Annotated in this window: 14 protein-coding genes; 2 read left to right on the top strand and 12 right to left on the bottom strand. The window is 60.8% G+C overall.

Annotated features, from left to right (window positions below; genetic code table 11):
- The first annotated feature begins 57 nt into the window (after positions 1-57).
- Positions 58-2,520 (top strand): PSD1 and planctomycete cytochrome C domain-containing protein, encoded by a 2,463-nt coding sequence (locus ACKVY0_RS13860; protein ID WP_409215420.1) that lies wholly within the window; start codon positions 58-60, stop codon positions 2,518-2,520.
- Position 2,521: 1 nt separating this feature from the next.
- Here the strand turns inward: ACKVY0_RS13860 and ACKVY0_RS13855 are convergent, their stop codons facing one another.
- The 10 genes from ACKVY0_RS13855 to ACKVY0_RS13810 form a co-directional block, all read right to left on the bottom strand.
- The gene (locus ACKVY0_RS13855) at positions 2,522-3,301 is read right to left on the bottom strand and encodes a hypothetical protein (RefSeq protein WP_409215419.1); all 780 of its coding nucleotides are present in this window, start codon (positions 3,299-3,301) and stop codon (positions 2,522-2,524) included.
- A 59-nt stretch (positions 3,302-3,360) separates the two neighbouring features.
- Entirely contained in the window at positions 3,361-4,770 is a 1,410-nt protein-coding gene (pyk, locus tag ACKVY0_RS13850) for a pyruvate kinase (RefSeq protein WP_409215418.1), read from the bottom strand.
- Between the two features lie 88 nt (positions 4,771-4,858).
- Positions 4,859-5,653, bottom strand: coding sequence for a TatD family hydrolase (locus tag ACKVY0_RS13845; protein WP_409215417.1), 795 nt, complete (start codon positions 5,651-5,653; stop codon positions 4,859-4,861).
- A gap of 210 nt (positions 5,654-5,863) precedes the next feature.
- Positions 5,864-7,537, bottom strand: coding sequence for a Do family serine endopeptidase (locus tag ACKVY0_RS13840; RefSeq protein ID WP_409215416.1), 1,674 nt, complete (start codon positions 7,535-7,537; stop codon positions 5,864-5,866).
- Positions 7,538-7,720: 183 nt separating this feature from the next.
- The gene (locus ACKVY0_RS13835) at positions 7,721-8,698 is read right to left on the bottom strand and encodes a Gfo/Idh/MocA family protein (RefSeq protein ID WP_409215415.1); all 978 of its coding nucleotides are present in this window, start codon (positions 8,696-8,698) and stop codon (positions 7,721-7,723) included.
- A gap of 50 nt (positions 8,699-8,748) precedes the next feature.
- Positions 8,749-10,029, bottom strand: coding sequence for a PQQ-binding-like beta-propeller repeat protein (locus ACKVY0_RS13830; RefSeq protein ID WP_409215414.1), 1,281 nt, complete (start codon positions 10,027-10,029; stop codon positions 8,749-8,751).
- A 59-nt stretch (positions 10,030-10,088) separates the two neighbouring features.
- Positions 10,089-10,973 (bottom strand): hypothetical protein, encoded by an 885-nt coding sequence (locus ACKVY0_RS13825; RefSeq protein WP_409215413.1) that lies wholly within the window; start codon positions 10,971-10,973, stop codon positions 10,089-10,091.
- 122 nt (positions 10,974-11,095) lie between these two features.
- Positions 11,096-11,257, bottom strand: coding sequence for a PepSY domain-containing protein (locus ACKVY0_RS13820; protein WP_409215412.1), 162 nt, complete (start codon positions 11,255-11,257; stop codon positions 11,096-11,098).
- Positions 11,244-11,450, bottom strand: coding sequence for a phosphoglycerate mutase family protein (locus ACKVY0_RS13815; RefSeq protein ID WP_409215411.1), 207 nt, complete (start codon positions 11,448-11,450; stop codon positions 11,244-11,246). Before ACKVY0_RS13815 ends, ACKVY0_RS13820 begins: the two co-directional genes overlap by 14 nt.
- The gene (locus ACKVY0_RS13810; protein WP_409215410.1) at positions 11,447-12,382 is read right to left on the bottom strand and encodes a metallophosphoesterase; all 936 of its coding nucleotides are present in this window, start codon (positions 12,380-12,382) and stop codon (positions 11,447-11,449) included. The genes ACKVY0_RS13815 and ACKVY0_RS13810 overlap by 4 nt, the downstream gene beginning before the upstream one ends.
- Positions 12,383-12,453: 71 nt before the next feature.
- Here ACKVY0_RS13810 and ACKVY0_RS13805 point away from each other — a divergent pair, with 71 nt between their 5' ends.
- Entirely contained in the window at positions 12,454-13,380 is a 927-nt protein-coding gene (locus tag ACKVY0_RS13805; RefSeq protein ID WP_409215409.1) for a LysR family transcriptional regulator, read from the top strand.
- 13 nt (positions 13,381-13,393) lie between these two features.
- Here the strand turns inward: ACKVY0_RS13805 and ACKVY0_RS13800 are convergent, their stop codons facing one another.
- Both ACKVY0_RS13800 and ACKVY0_RS13795 read right to left on the bottom strand, forming a co-directional pair.
- Positions 13,394-13,798, bottom strand: a complete 405-nt coding sequence (locus ACKVY0_RS13800; RefSeq protein ID WP_409215407.1) for a Uma2 family endonuclease — start codon at positions 13,796-13,798, stop codon at positions 13,394-13,396.
- Positions 13,799-13,800: 2 nt separating this feature from the next.
- Positions 13,801-15,303 (bottom strand): cellulose synthase family protein, encoded by a 1,503-nt coding sequence (locus ACKVY0_RS13795; RefSeq protein ID WP_409215406.1) that lies wholly within the window; start codon positions 15,301-15,303, stop codon positions 13,801-13,803.
- Positions 15,304-15,427 lie beyond the last annotated feature (124 nt).

The raw sequence follows: 15,427 nt of genomic DNA, 5'->3' as shown, positions 1-15,427 counted from the left end.
GTTCGGCCATGCATGTTTGGCAACAGTGAACCTTGGCCCATCGTATGATGCTGGCTCATGATGCGTCCCGTCTTTGTTCTACTCATTTCCATCTCCGCTTTATCAGCGGCGACGATTGACTTTTCGCGGGACATCCAGCCGATCCTTTCGGACAAGTGCTACCTCTGCCACGGCCCGGATGCGAAGGAGCGCAAAGGCGATCTGCGACTTGATGTCGAAAAGGATGCAAAAGCAGTGAAGGACGGCGTGGCGGCGATTGTTCCGGGCAAAAGCCACGACAGCACCCTGGTCGAACGCATTCTCAGTGACGACCCCGATGAAGTGATGCCGACGCCGAAGAGCAATCGCAAGCTGACGGACGCGCAGAAGCAATTGCTGAAGCAGTGGATCGACCAAGGCGCGAAATGGGGCCAGCACTGGGCGTTTGAGCGAATTGAGCGGCCCAAGGTGCCGCAGAATGGCGTGAAGAATCCGATTGATGCGTTGGTGCGGGCGAAGCTGGCGGAGAAGGGGATGAAGCCGTCGCCAGCGGCGGCAGCGGAGACGTTGCTGAGACGGGTGTCGTTGGATCTTACCGGACTTCCGCCTTCACCGTCCGACTCGTCTGACGTGTCAGACTGGTCCGATAAAAAATATGGCGCTCTTGTTGAGCGGCTGCTGAACTCGCCCCAGTTCGGCGAACGCTGGGCCTGGGACTGGCTGGATGCGGCGCGGTATGCGGACACGAACGGCTATCAGGGCGATCCCGAGCGCACGATGTGGCCGTGGCGTGACTGGGTGGTGAAGGCGATCAATGACAACATGCGCTACGATCAGTTCACGGTCTGGCAGCTTGCGGGGGATCTGCTGCCGAATGCGACGCCGGAACAGAAACTGGCGACGGGATTCAATCGCAATCACATGATCAACGGCGAGGGCGGACGCATCGCCGAGGAGACACGGGTGGAGAACGTGATGGATCGCGTCGAGACGACCAGCACGGTGTGGCTGGGACTGACGATGGGCTGCTCGAAGTGTCACGATCACAAATTCGACCCGCTGACGATGCGCGACTACTACGCGCTCTACGATGTCTTCAACCAAACGAGCGAGGACGGCAAGGGCCGCAGCGGTCAGGCAGCGCCGGCGATGGATATTTCGACACCAGCAGAGCTGGAGCGCGTGAAGAAGACCACGGCGAAGGTCGATCTCATCGCGCAGGAGGTGGAGACGTTTGAACTGACGAAGTTTCCGCGTCCGGCGGGCAAGCCGCTCACTGAATCGGAGGCGATCAAGCTGCCGGGCAATCTGCCGAGCTACATCGCGAAGACGGAACCGAAGAATCGTGGCGTTGATCCGCTGCTCGAGGCAGTGAGTTATTTCAAGGACAAGGACGCGGCGTATTCGAAGCTGCTGCAAAAGCTGCTCACAGCAGTGCGGGAGCGCGTTTCTGCGAGCAATGGTGTGACGAAGGTGATGGTGATGGACACGCTGCCGCAGCCGCGTGAGACGTTTACTTTGGAGAAGGGCGCGTATGACAAACTGACGACGACGAAGGTGAGTTTTTCTGTTCCAGCGAGTCTGCCGCCGATGGCGCAGGAAGCGCCGCGCAACCGCCTCGGCCTCGCGCAATGGATCGTGAGCCGAGATAACCCGCTCACGGCTCGTGTCACGGTGAACCGCTTCTGGCAGGCTTTTTTTGGCGTGGGATTGGTCAAAACGGCGGAGGATTTCGGCGTGCAGGGCGAGACGCCGCTGCATCGCGAGCTGCTCGACTGGCTGGCGGCCGAATTCATCGAGAGCGGCTGGGATGTGAAGGCGCTGATGCGTTTGATTGTGACCAGCGAGACCTACCAGCAGTCCTCGAAGATCAAAGACGCCCAGCTTGACCCTGAGAACCGCTTTCTCGCGCGCGGTCCTCGTTTTCGCATGCCGTCGTGGATGATTCGTGATCAGGCGCTGTTTGTGTCCGGCTTGATGAAGGAGCAGCTCGGCGGACCGTCCGTGAAGCCATATCAACCCGAGGGCATCTGGGAAGAAGCGACGTTTGGGAAAAAGAGCTATGTGCAGGATCATGGCGATGCGCTCCACCGCCGTACGCTGTACACCTTCTGGCGGCGGATCGTGGGGCCGACGATGCTGTTCGACAACGCAGCCCGGCAGACCTGCGTCATCAAAGCCACGCGCACCAACACGCCGCTGCATGCGCTGGTGACGCTGAACGACATCACCTACGTCGAGGCCGCGCGTGCGCTCGCGCAGCGCGTGCTGCTGGTGAATCGTGGCAATGAAGAGGCTGCGCTGGAGCAGGCGTTTCGCTTGGTGACGTGCCGGGCACCTTCAGAGCAGGAAAAAGCGCTGTTGAAGTCTCAGCTTGGAAAATTGCGCGTGCAGCAGGCGGCGGCTCGTGATTCAGCTCTCAAACTGCTCGCGGTAGGGGAATCGCAGCGGGATGAATCGATTGACCCCGTCGAGCATGCAGCCTGGTTGAGCTTGTGCCTGCTGCTGCTGAACTTGGACGAGGCGGTGACGAAGGAGTGATTCAGAACTGGATGTAACCCGTCGGCACCTCGGCCTTGGTCTGCAGTTTGAAATCGCGATCGACGACGCAGGGAACTTCGGTGAGGGCCATGATTTCCTTGGCGAACTTGGTGTTGCCGTCGGGGCTGGACTCGGAGAGCAGGATGTTGCCGGCGGCGTCCAGAATGAAGAGCACGAGGCCGTGGCTGCGGACGCCGCTGCGGGGAGTGCCCTGATAGTAGGTCAACTGCACCGGTTCGGTGGTGTAAACCATCTTCGCCTGGGAGCGGATGCTGATGTCAAACTCCTGTTTCTGCAGCACGATGAGGTCGCCGCTGGCCTCGGCGGCGTGTTTGGCGAGGGTGATCACGATGCCCTTGGCCCCCTGCAAGTCGCGCTTCACCTCACGGTTAGAAATGTGGCAGGCGTAGGAGGTCTCGAAGGTGCGGGTGAAGCCGTCGGACGGGCCGCGGTTGCTTTTCACCGGCAGAACCTGGCAGGCGAGGCTGTATTTCTGCGCCGGGGCGGGCGTGGCGGCAGCCGTGGGCGCGGGGGCGGCTGACGGGTTCAGGTTTTCCGCCGCCCAGGCGGCGATGAAGGCGTGATCTTCCTTGCACAGCGTGCTGCGTTTGACGGCGAGCACCTGACCGTCGCTGGCGCGTTTCAAGGTGACGCTGTCGCCGCTGATGGCGGTGATTTCCGCCTCCAGCAGCGAACCGGCGAGGCTGACGAAGACGCGGTTCTCCGCCTGCGCCAAAGGGGCGTGGATGACAGACAGAAACAGCAGGGAGAGGATGCGCATGATCGAGCTGGGGAGGATACGTCGTGGCACCGGCTAAATTGCAGGCCGGGCGCGGGTGTTCAAGCCTCGCGCAGCAGGATGGCATCGACGTTGACGCCATCATAGAGGGCGTCACTGAGGATGACGAGCGGATCGCCGGTCTTGATCAGGTTTTCTTGGCGCAGGAGTTCGAGGGCTTCGTGGATGCTGGTCTCGGGCTGGCCTTCGGTGAACTGTAGGACGATGGGATGCACACCGCGAGCGGTGACCAGCGTGCGGCTGACGTGGAGATTGGGCGTGAAGGCGAAGATGGGGGCGAACTCGGGTCGCTGATGCGCGAGGAGGTGCGCCATGACGCCGCGGATGGTGAAGACGAGCAGTTTGGAGCCGGGAATGCTGTTGGCGAGCAGGATGGCGGCTTTGACGGTCTTGTGCTTGTTGGTTTTGAGCGGCGCATCGCTGGCGAAACGGCCGGAGGGGTATTTTTGCTCGATGCGGCGGATGACGGTGTCGAGCACCTCGACGCATTTGTCAGGATAACGGCCGACGCTGGTCTCGCCGCTGAGCATGACGCAATCGACCTGCTCGATGACGGCGTTGAAGATGTCGGTGACCTCGGCCCGGGTGGGCACGGGGTTTTCGATCATGCTTTCGAGCATCTGCGTGGCCACGATGACCTTGCGGCCATGGTAGGAGCAGCGTTCGACGATGTGGCGCTGGATGAGCGGCAGATCCTCGATGGGGCACTCGCTGCCGAGATCACCACGGGCGATCATGATACCGCCGCTGGCCTCAACGAGGGCGTCGATGTTGGCGAGAGCCTGCTGGTTTTCGATTTTGGCGATGACGCGGGCCTTGCTGCGTTTTTGTTCGAGCATGAGCTGCAAATGCTGCAGGTGGCCCGGCTCGCGGGCGAAGCTGAGGGCGAAGAAATCGACGCCGAGATCAACACCGAGATCGAGATCGGCATAATCTTTTTGCGTGAGCGGCGGCAGGCGCACGGGAACGCCGGGAAGATTGATGTGGCGGCGGGATTTCATCTCGCCCTTGGTCATGACGGTGCCGATGACGCGGGTGGTGGAGACTTCGGTGGCCTTGATCTGGATCATGCCGCCATCGACCATGATGGTGTCGCCGACTTTGAGGTCTTTGCCGAGATCGGGGTAATTCACGCCGACGGAGTACTGTGTGGTGGCGGTGATTTCGGGTTTGCAGCGGAATTCGACGGTGTCGCCGACTTGGAGCTGCCAAGGCTGCTCGACATCGCCGGTGCGGATGCTGGGGCCGGTGAGGTCCATGAGCACGGCGATTTCACGTTTGGAGGCGGCGGCGGCCTCGCGGACACGGGCATAAACGGTGCGCACCCAGTCGTGGGTGGCATGGCTCATGTTCAGGCGGATGACATCGGCGCCTTTGGCGATGAGCGTGGCGATGACTTCAGGACTCTCCGTGGCGGGGCCGAGGGTGCAGAGGATTTTGGTTTTGCGCATGGATGGGATACTGAGAGCAGATGGCGGGCCAGAGGGAGGGTGCAAGACGGGAATGACGAATGACGAAATCAGAATGACGAAGGAAGGCTCAAAGGCCGAACAGGGCGTGGTAATTGGCGGTGATGATGCGTTGCAGTTCCTCCATGGGCATGCCTCGCACTTTAGCGAGGAGTTCATAGCTCACGCGGAGGTTGGCCGGGTGGTTCAAAGCCGAACCATCGGTGGATCGCAGCGGATGCGGGTTCAGATCATCCAGTGGCGACATGTCGGGCGCGTCGGTTTCGGCGAGGAGGCGATTTGAAGGCACGGATTGGAAGACGGCGAGCTGCGCCGACTTGCGCGGATGGCCGAAGTAAGGGCTGAGTGAAAAGTAAGCACCCAGTGCGACGAAGCTTGGAATCATCTCCGCCGGGCCGCCATAGGAGTGCAGTAGGAAGCCGCGACGCGGCAGCGGGTTGGAGCGGAGGGTTGCTTCGAGCAAGCCAAAGGCGCGCAGGCAATGAATCGTCGCAGGGCGGTCGAGTTCGACGGCAAGGGCGAGTTGAGCCCGGAAGCAGTCGGTCTGGGCGTCGATGTCGGGGTTTTCGATCCAGCGGTCGAGGCCGATTTCACCGACGACGGCATGTGGATGAGCGAGGAGATGGTCACGCAGCGCGGTGAGCCAGTTAGGGCCGCGTTCTTTGACATACCAAGGATGCAAACCGAAGGCGGGGCGAATCCAGGTGTGAGTGTGAGCGAGTTTCGCGACAGCGGGCCAGTCTTCCTCGCTTGAGCCGTTCACGATCATCTCGGCGAGGCCGGACTGCGGCATCTGGGTGATGATTTCATCACGCCAAGGATCGAGGCGCTCGTCCTGGAGGTGATTGTGGGCGTCGTAGAGCATGGGAGGAATGGAAGAACTGAGAATGGCGGAACTGAAAAGGGCAAAGGGCCTGAAGCAGATGCCGTGGGGCGGTTTGGAAGTCCATTTTCCATTCCTTCCTTTTCAGTTCTCAGTTTTGCCATGTTTGAGCATCCGCCATTGCTGGTGCGCAGTCACGAAAAAGCCCGCGCACACCACTTGGCATACGCGGGCTGATGAAACATGCGCCCATCAATTGTTGCCGATCATCAGCAGCATGGTGTCGCCTTTGCGATAGACGCGGAGGAGGACGGTTTTGTCACTGCCTTTGGCAAGGGTGCGGGCCTCGGCGGCGGTGGTGACGGCTTTGCGGTTCACATGGGAGATGACATCGCCTTCCTCGACGCCCATGGCGGCGGCGCGGCTGTCGGGATCGACCTTGGTGACGATGACACCTTCGATGTTTTTGGGAATGTCATGACGCTCACGCAAGGCCTGGGAGAGATTCTGCACGGTGACGCCAGTGACGAGTTCGGAGGTGTTGGCCTGCGGCTGAGCGCCCGGGCGTGGTATGGCACCTGAGCCGCCGCCGACTTCGGACAGTGCCTCTTCGGGCAGCGCTTCGAGCGTGGCGGTCACCGTGATGCGTTTGCCGTTGCGCAAGAGCTCGACGGGGATCTGGGTGCCCGGCTTGGTGCCACTGACGATGAGACGCAGGCGGCTGCTGCTCTCAACTCTTTGGCCGTTGATGCTGACGATGACATCTTCAAGCTGGAGGCCGGCCTTTTCAGCGGGAGAACCCGCGCCAACCATCATGACGACCGCACCCCCGTGTTCTTTGATGCCGAGGCTATCCGCCAAGGTGCTATCAAGATCTTTGATCTGCACGCCGAGGAAGCCGCGCTGCACCTTGCCGTCATCAAGGAGGTCATCGACGATGTTGAGCGCCATATTGATGGGAATGGCGAAGCCGATGCCGGCATTCATGCCGGAGCGTGACAGGATGGCGGTGTTGATGCCGACGACGCGGCCCAACGCATCGACGAGCGGGCCGCCGGAGTTGCCGGGATTGATGGAGGCGTCGGTCTGGATGAAGTCTTCATAGCCTTTGACGCGGCTTTGGCCGTTGCCACGACCCACGATGCCTTCATTGCTGCGGCCAAGGGCGCTGACGATGCCCTGGGTGACGGAGCGGCTGAGTTCCATCGGCGCACCAGCGGCCAGAACGATGTCGCCGACACGGAGCTTCGAGCTGTCGCCGATGATGGCGGTTTTGAGACCGGTGGCGTTGATCTTGATGAGGGCGACATCGGTCAGCGGGTCGGCCCCGATGACCTCCGCCGTGTAGGTATGGCTGCTGCCGTCGGTATCGACATCGACCTCGATTTTTTTGGCGTCGGCGATGACGTGGTTGTTCGTCAGGACGTAGCCGTCCGAAGTAATGATCATGCCGGAGCCGACGCCACGTTGCTGGTGGGATTCATCTTCGGGCGCCTGCTGCGGGCGCTGTGGTAGAGGCTGGCCGCGTTTTCCACGTGGAGTCGGCGCGGGTTCGTCATCCTCGTTCATGCCGCCAAAGTCATCGGGCGCGCCGAAGAAGCGGTAGAAGAAGGGGCGCAGTTGTGGTGGAATTTGATCGATCTCGGGCGTCTTGATCGGCGCGGAGGAGTGGATGGTGACCACGCTGGGCAGGATTTTTTCCACCACGGTGGCATAGCTCATCTGCAACTGGCCGCTATTCGGCAGCGGTGCGGCATCCTTGATGATTTTCGCTTGGAATGCGGTGGGACCGGTCTTCGGAGTGGCTGACGGCAGTAACGGGGGCGGTTCGACCTGTGGCGCTGCGGCAGGCTGCTGCGCGCAGAGGCCTGTGGGCAGGAGGCTGAGGCACGCGAACGTGGTGAGGAGGCGATGCGGGGTTTTCATGGTCTTGGTTGGGTTTTGGGACGCGGCACCAGGCGGCGCGCATGCCGTCTGACGGTGTGACACAGGGAATGTTGAAACAATTTTTAGTGAAAGAAAGTGTCTCGTTCGCTGCGCAGAACACTACGACACAAAAGCTCAAAATGGCACCGTTTTCACGCGTCATGCGGCAGTCCGCGAGCAACGCTACTTTCGTGCCTCGGCGAGGGCTTTGTCCATCACTTCCTTGAGGGTGACCTCGGCACCGCTGCGGCGCTTGCTCTCATCCGCCGCCTCCATGAAGGCGTAGATTTCGATGGTTTCTTCCGGCGAAACCGGGGCGATACCGGTGCGGAAGAAATGCACGGCGGAGAACAGCAGCGGATCGTAGCCGTCATAGGTGCCGATGGCGGCCTCGCCTGTTTCACCGACGGCCTTGCCGCCGTAGGCTTTCGCCTCGGTGAAGGTGCCAGTGCGGCCACCGGACCAGGTGCCGGTGACGGTGATCTTGCCGTCGGCGGTGGTGCCTCGCTTCACACTCTGGCAGCCGGTGCCCATGACGGTGAAGAGTGATTCGACGCCATGGATGCCATACCAGAACAGATCCGGGTGATGCTCCTCCAAACTGGCCGGGCTGGTGGTTTCCGCCTGTTTCACCGTGCCGATGCTGCCGCCACGCACTGCCTGCGTGCCTTTGCCAAAACGCAGCGAGGACGAGGAGAACACGGGAATGCTCGCTTTCTTGGACGCGTCGAAAATTTTGATCGCATCGACGAGCGTGCCGGCAATCGGCTTGTCGATGAAGACGGGCTTATGGGCCTCGATGCACGGCAGGATCTGCTCAAGGTGAACGCGACCATCGTTCGACTCGAGGAAGACGACATCCACCTTGTCGAGCAGGTCGTTGATGCTCGGGACGATCTCGACGCCCAGTGCCTTCACCTTCTCAGTGTACTCGGGCACGCGCTTGGTGCTGGATTCGATGTCCTTCGATCCCTGCGGATAAGCGGCGACGAGGTGCACGCCCATGACCTCCGGCTTCTGCGGCGTGGTGTTCAGTGTTTTCGTGAAAGCGAGAACGTGCGAGGTGTCGAGACCGATGATGCCGGCGCGGATGTGCTGGGCGCTGGCGTTGACGGAAAACAGCGCGAACGCGCCGACGGTGAAGATCAGGTTGCGAATCATGGGCGAAGACTACGCGGCATGCGGCGTGGCCTTTCGGGCATGCGGCGATCTTACTTCGTGCCGACGCAGTACACCGCCTTGTCGCTGCGCAGGATCAGTTGATCACCGCTGATGGCGGGCGTGCCGTGGAACTGCGACTTATCGAGATCAAACACATTGTTGCCGAGGAGTTCGAACTTCGGCTGCGCGGCGATGATGTAGGCACCGTCCCGGCGAGAGACGCAGACGAGTTTGTCGCCGATGAGCACGGGGGAGGCGTAGAACGGCTTGCCGCCGCCACGGGCACCGATGATGACGCGTTCACGATAGACATCCTGGCCGGTCTTGGCGTCGATGCAGATGGCGAAGCCCTGATCGTTGATGACGTAGAGATGGCCGTCTTTGAGGATGGGGGTGGGGACGTAGCTACTGGAGTTGCTGTCCCACAGGATGGCGCTGGCGGTGGTGTCGCCCTTGCCGCCGAGTTTGACGGCCACACTGCGGGTGGCAGGAAAGCCGCCGAAGATGTAAGCGACGCCATCGCCTGGGATCACACTGGGGGAAACGTTGCCGGTCAGGCCATGCGCCGCGTACCAGCGCAGTTTTCCATTTTCGGGGTTCATGCCCCAGATTTCCTGTGGCACGGCAATCACGAGATCGTCCACGCCATCGCGCTTGATGATGTTGGGGGTGCCATAGGCCATGCCGAAGTCACCCTCAGCCTTCCATGCCACTTTGCCGCTCTGCTTGTCGAGGCCGAAGATCGTCTGGCTTTCATCATTGGCGTTCACGATCAGAAGATCGCCGTGGATGATGGGACTCGCAGCGGAACCCCAGCGCCTTTGCCCGGAGTTGGTGCCGCAGGAGGTTTGCCAGAGCTGTTTGCCCGCCATGTCGAAGGCCAACGCACCGCTTTTGCCAAAGAACACATAAACGCGTTCGCCATCGGTCACGGGTGTGTGCGTGGCGTAGCCATGCTCGGTGATGAAGCCCCGCCACGGATCCTCCTCGACTGCGGAGGGCACCTTGGCATCCCACAGCACTTGGCCATCGGCGCGATTGAGGCAGAGCAGATGCCGCGTGAGTTTTGACATGTCATTCGCGCCTTCCTTGTCGCCATAACCGGTCCAGCAGGTGATGAAAACCTTGTCGCCGAAGACAATCGGACTCGATGAACCCGGTCCGGGCATCTCCGCCTTCCACACGATGTTCTCTGAGTCGCTCCACTTCAGCGGCACCTTCGATTCGGCGACGATGGCCGCACCCGTGGGGCCGAGGAAGCGCGGCCAGTCGGTCGAAGTGGCGGCGTGAAGCGTGGTGATGGCAAAGACGAGAGCGAGAACGGATTTCATGGCGGCGGGCAAACCCCGTGTGCTGGGAAAAGTTACGCGACTTGTTATCTGGGGCAGGGTCAGTCGAAGACTTCTTCCTTCACGATGACACTTTCTGTGCCGTTTTTATCCTGGCGCTCGCCGTAATGCAGACGTTTCCGCAGCTTCCCGCCTTCGTAGATCTCGCAGTAATCTTGTTCTCGTGTCGTTTGCACACCCGGCATTTTTGGGGCGTTGGCTACTCGCGGCTTTCCGCTCACGCGGCGTTCTTTAATGACGAGATCCGGAGTGAATGAAATGTCTTCTGACTGGTTGTCGGACTTTGTGATGGATGCATAAAAGTAATTCACGCCGTCGCTGCCGGAGTTGTTGGCACCCAATGGCACGCGATCTTTGCTTTTATTCAGGCGCGTCTGGCAACTCCATCCGACCAGTCGGTCATCGATATTAAAATCGAGTCTTTCAAGGTCGAAGCCGCTGACACTGGCTTTGACAAGCATGAGGGTCGGTGCAGACACCAAAGTCTTGGTTCCATGAGCGATTCCGAAATGCAACAGCGCCGTCGGTTTTTCAAGCGTGCCAAAGACAAAACTCTTGGAGCGCGTGCTGCCGGCACTCAAGCTGGCTCCCCATTCGGTGAGCTTGAGGGCCTGTAGATCTGCCTCGGGCATGCCTGCCACGAGGTGCTTGCGCAGAAAGGCTGCACGGAGCTCGATCTGCTCCGGCTTGGTCCCGAAACGTTTGTCGGCTTCCGCAACGGCCTCTTTCCAGCCGAGACCATCATGTTTTGCGAGCGCAAACTGCGGCGCGACATCTTTGAGCATGATTTGATGCAGCGGTACCGTCTGATGGATTCTTCGCAGCAGCCCGAGCACCTCGGCGTCATTGTCGCCGGGCGCGGGCCATGCCGGCAACGATACTGCAAAAAAGCCGATGAGACTGAGGATGGCAGTGAAGGATTTCATGGCTTGGGAACAAAGCTGCGCGAATTTGTGGTTCAGTGCAACCACCGCTCAATGCGGCGAGTTGGTCATTCAACGAGCACTAGCATCGACGGCAAACGTTTCTTTTTCGGTACATTTCCCCGTCAAATCTTTGCTTGAGCCGGTGCCCGCTTCCACCACAGCACGTAGCCACCGAAAATCTGCAACACCAAGGCCACACACACGAACAACGCGATCCAGCGCGTGGCGGTGCCGCCGATGGCACCGATATGCAGCGAGAGCTGGAGATTGTCATAGCGCAGCATGAAGACGCCTTCGCGTGCGCAGGTAGGGCGAGACGATGATCAAATCGGGTGGCGTCTCGATGCTGTCAGCAAGTGTCTGCGCCTGCGCATGACCTTGGTCGGTGAGTGGAATGCTTGCCGGGCTGTCGCTGGGAAGACCGGCATTGCCGGTGCTTTGTGCATGGCGGATGAGGTAATGGGAAGGAGCTTTCATGAGGAAGTGGTGAAATGAGCGGGAGTGAGCACTTGCTCGCCGTCCCAGCGGTAGGCGGTGAGCGGGTTGTCGCCAAAGGCAGCGCAGAAGTCGAGGCAGGCGATGTTGGGGGCGAGCGGAGTGCGTTCGCGTTCAGGTGGCAGCCAGTAATGGCCGAAGAAGACGGGCGGTTCGTCGAGTGTGTAGTTGGGCAGGCGGCGCAGGTCGTGAAGATCGGCATCGCCGGGGACATCGAAAGGCTCGGGCATGCTGAGGTGGCTCACGCGGGCGGTTACAGGCAGGTTCCACCAGCGGACGCGGACGGTCTTGCGGGCAATGCCTTCCTTGTCGTGGAAGACTTGGCCCTCCGGCATCGCGAGTTCAGGGCCTTTGAGCAGGGTTTCCACGGCGTGGAACTCTGGAGCGCCTTTCGTGGCGCTGCGTGCAAGGAAGTCGTGATCGACGATGCTGCCGCTTTTGATATGCGTGATCGCGTGATCATCCCAGCAGGCGTGGACGGCGCGCAGGTCGCCGAGATCGAGAAACATAGGCAGGCGCTTCATCCACTCCTTCCAGGCTTCCCATTCGGCCTCGTGGCCGATGAACTGACGCTTCGTGATGAGCTGGCCACCACGGTTCTTTTCCTCGGGGCGCAGGAAGCCACCGTGACCATCGGGTGTTTCGGCACAGATGGCGTTGTATTCGTGGTTGCCCATGATGGCGAGGGCATCACCGGCTTCCACCATGCCACGCACGGTGTGCAGCACCTCGCGAACGGCGGGGCCGCGGTCGATGTAGTCGCCGAGGAAGATGATTTTCCGTCCGGCGGGGTGACGCCAGGTGGCGTTGTTGTTATGGATGGAAGGTGTGTAGCCAAGGCGATCCAGGAGAGTGACCAGCTTCTCGTGGTGGCCGTGGATGTCGCCGATGAGGTCGTAGGGTTGTGTTTTCATGACGGCGTGAGGTTACGTCAGCGCTGTGATTGCAAAACCACGCGAAACACCGTATGCCTTACTCACAAGTCATGTTTGAAAATCTCTTTCTTAAAGGCGGGCTGTCGCTGGAACGACTGCGCAGCTTCATGCAGATGGCGCATGCGGGCAGCATCGCGAAGGCGGCACCGCAGGACACGACGCGGCAGAGCCTGATCAGCCGCCAGATTCGCGAGCTGGAGGAGTTTTTCGGCGTGGAACTGACACAACGGCGTGGGAAAACGCTGTCGCTCTCGACCGCAGGTGAGCGGCTGGCAGGCTTGATCCGCGAGCAACTGCAGGACCTCGAAGATTTCCGCAACGAGCAGGATGGGGCGGCCAAGGCTTTCACCATCAGTGCGGGCGGCAGCACACTGGAATGGCTGGTGACACGCCATCTGGCGGAACTCGCGGCAGTGCTGGGAAACGCGATTCTGCGCACGGAAATGCACCGCAGCCGTCCGCTGGCAGAAGCCGTGAGCGATGGGCGGGTGGATTTTGCGATCCTACGCGAGGACGCGATCCCGCAGACGAGCGCAAAGAACTCGCGCAGGCTGGTGAACCTGACGTTTCATCTCTGCGTGCCGCGAGGTTTGCTAAAACGAGGCACCTCGGCTGCCATGCTGCGGGAGGTGCAGCGGTGGCGCACGCTGCCCTTCGCGGCAGGACGTGATGGCGGGCAGATGGACGCGGCGGTGCGTGAAGGGATGGCAAAAGCAGGCGTGGATTTCAAACCGCGATTTGAATGCGGTTCGATGCTGCAAGTGCGGCAACTGGTAGAGCAGGGCATCTGTGCGGGTGTGCTGCCGAACATCGGCATGACGGGACTGGACGAAAAAAGCGTCTTGAGCATCCCCTTCGCTCCGCTGGCCGATTACGGACGGGCTTTGGCGCTGCATTGGAACCCGCGCCAGATGCGCCGACGCGGGGTGGATGACCGCGTGATTGAAAAGATGGCGCGGCTGCTGCGGCAGATTTAAGCCGTCGCTGGTGCTACCGCAGCGCCGCAAGCACCTTCTTTTTGTCGCCCGCCAAGGCGGCGGCGACATCGAGAACGAGGCCGGGGAAGATGCGGCTGCGCTGCCTGCCGTGGCGGTCGGCTTTCAGTTTTACATATTGGCCTTCCTCCAGGATGAACCAGTCCATCTCGGCATCTTCGGTGCGCCAGACGAGGTATTCGGCGACTTCGAGGCGACGATAGACGCGGAGCTTGTCACGCAGATCGATGGAAGCGGTGCTCGAGGCGATTTCGACGACGAATTCGGGGGAGCCGCAGAGATATCCGGCCTTGTTTAGCCAGACGCGTCCGCCTTTGCGTGGCGGCGTGCAGAGAGTGACGTCAGGCTGGAAGGAGTTCTCCGTGTCCAGCAGCAGCGTGGCATTGTACGAGGCTTGCACTATCAAGCCGCCGCGACCACCACCGGTGCCGCTTGAAAGGCGGACATCGAGAAGCGCTTCATCAGCGAACCGGCAGCCACGTAGCCGAAGCCGCCGAAGAACAGCAGCAGGAAGGGGATGGAGCCCCACTGGCCGCGTTGCGCGGCGAGGGCGATCATCCAGCCGAAGTAGCCGGTGAGGGCAACCTCGATCCACAGGGCGATGGATTTGCCGGCTTTGTAGCTGGAGCGCTGCTTCGAGGCCTGGGTCTTGTTTTCGATGCCGTACTTGGGGGTGCGGACGAATTCAGAGCTTTGGTTCAGCAGCGCCTCGATCACGGCTTTGCCGTTGTTGATGCTCATGCCGATGCCGAGTGCGAGCAGGATGGGCACATACGGCAGCGTTTTGAGCCAGCCGTAGCGGGTTTGTGCTCCTTGGGCGGTCATGTAGAACACGACGACGGAAAAGGAGGCGAAGAAGAACACGGGCACATCGACGAACACCGCCTTGTGCCAGGAACTGCCCATCACGAAGTTCGCGGGATACATCAGCACCAAGGTGCAAAGCGTGAGCAGGTAAGCGAAGTTGGAGGTGAGATGCGCAGTGGCCTCGATCTTGAGGCGCAGCGGGATGTCGCTGCGCCAGACATCGCCGAGGATTTTTTTGCAGACCTGGATGGAGCCTTTGGTCCAGCGATGCTGCTGGCTCTTGAAGCCGTCCATGTCCGGCGGCAGTTCGGCTGGAACGACGACATCCTTGAGGTAAATGAACTTCCAGCCTTTCAACTGGGCGCGGTAGCTGAGATCAAGATCCTCGGTGAGCGTGTCATGCTGCCAGCCACCGCCTTCAGCGATGGCTTTGCGCCGCCAAATGCCGGCGGTGCCGTTGAAGTTGAGGAATTCGCCGTGGCGGCTGCGGGCGGTCTGCTCCAGCACGAGATGGCCGTCGAGGAACAGCGCCTGGAGACGCGTGAGCAGCGAGAAATTCTTGTTCAGATGGCCCCAGCGGGCCTGCACCATGCCGACCTTCTCGTTGGTGAAGTGATGGATGACTTTTTTGAGGTAATCCGGCTGCGGCTGGAAGTCGGCGTCGAAGATGCAGATGAATTCGCCCTTGGCGGAGGCCATCCCTTCATCCAGCGCACCGGCTTTGAAGCCGTGGCGGTTGGTGCGGTGGCGGTATTCGACGTCGTAGCCCTGCGACTTGAGATTGGCGGAGAGCTGCTCGGCATGCGCGGCGGTTTCGTCGGTGGAATCATCGAGCACCTGGATTTGCAGGCGGTCGCGCGGGTAGTCCAGCGCGCTGACGGTGCGCAGCAGGTTCTCGACGACGTGCATCTCGTTGAAGATGGGGAGCTGCACGGTGATGACGGGCAGTGCGGCGAACTCGTGGTGCGGCTGCGGCACGTCCTTCCGGTGCTTCCAGTAATGGTACAGCACTTTGATCCTGTGTGCGCCGAAGGCGGACAGGGCGGTGAAAACGAGGATGTAGCTGGTAAACCAGAAAAAGTTGTCCCACTCAATCATATACCGGGAGGCCGTCGGGGCAGGGGGCGCAATCAATCTCCACCAGCGCCAAACAATCAAGCAGCATTTCGAGTGCCAGCCGGCCCCTGATTTTCAGGCATTTGCAAACCGGGCCGCTGATTTA

It is taken from the genome of Prosthecobacter sp., from assembly GCF_046154365.1.
Classification (GTDB): domain Bacteria; phylum Verrucomicrobiota; class Verrucomicrobiia; order Verrucomicrobiales; family Verrucomicrobiaceae; genus Prosthecobacter.
This window is presented reverse-complemented; position numbering and strand designations above follow the sequence as displayed.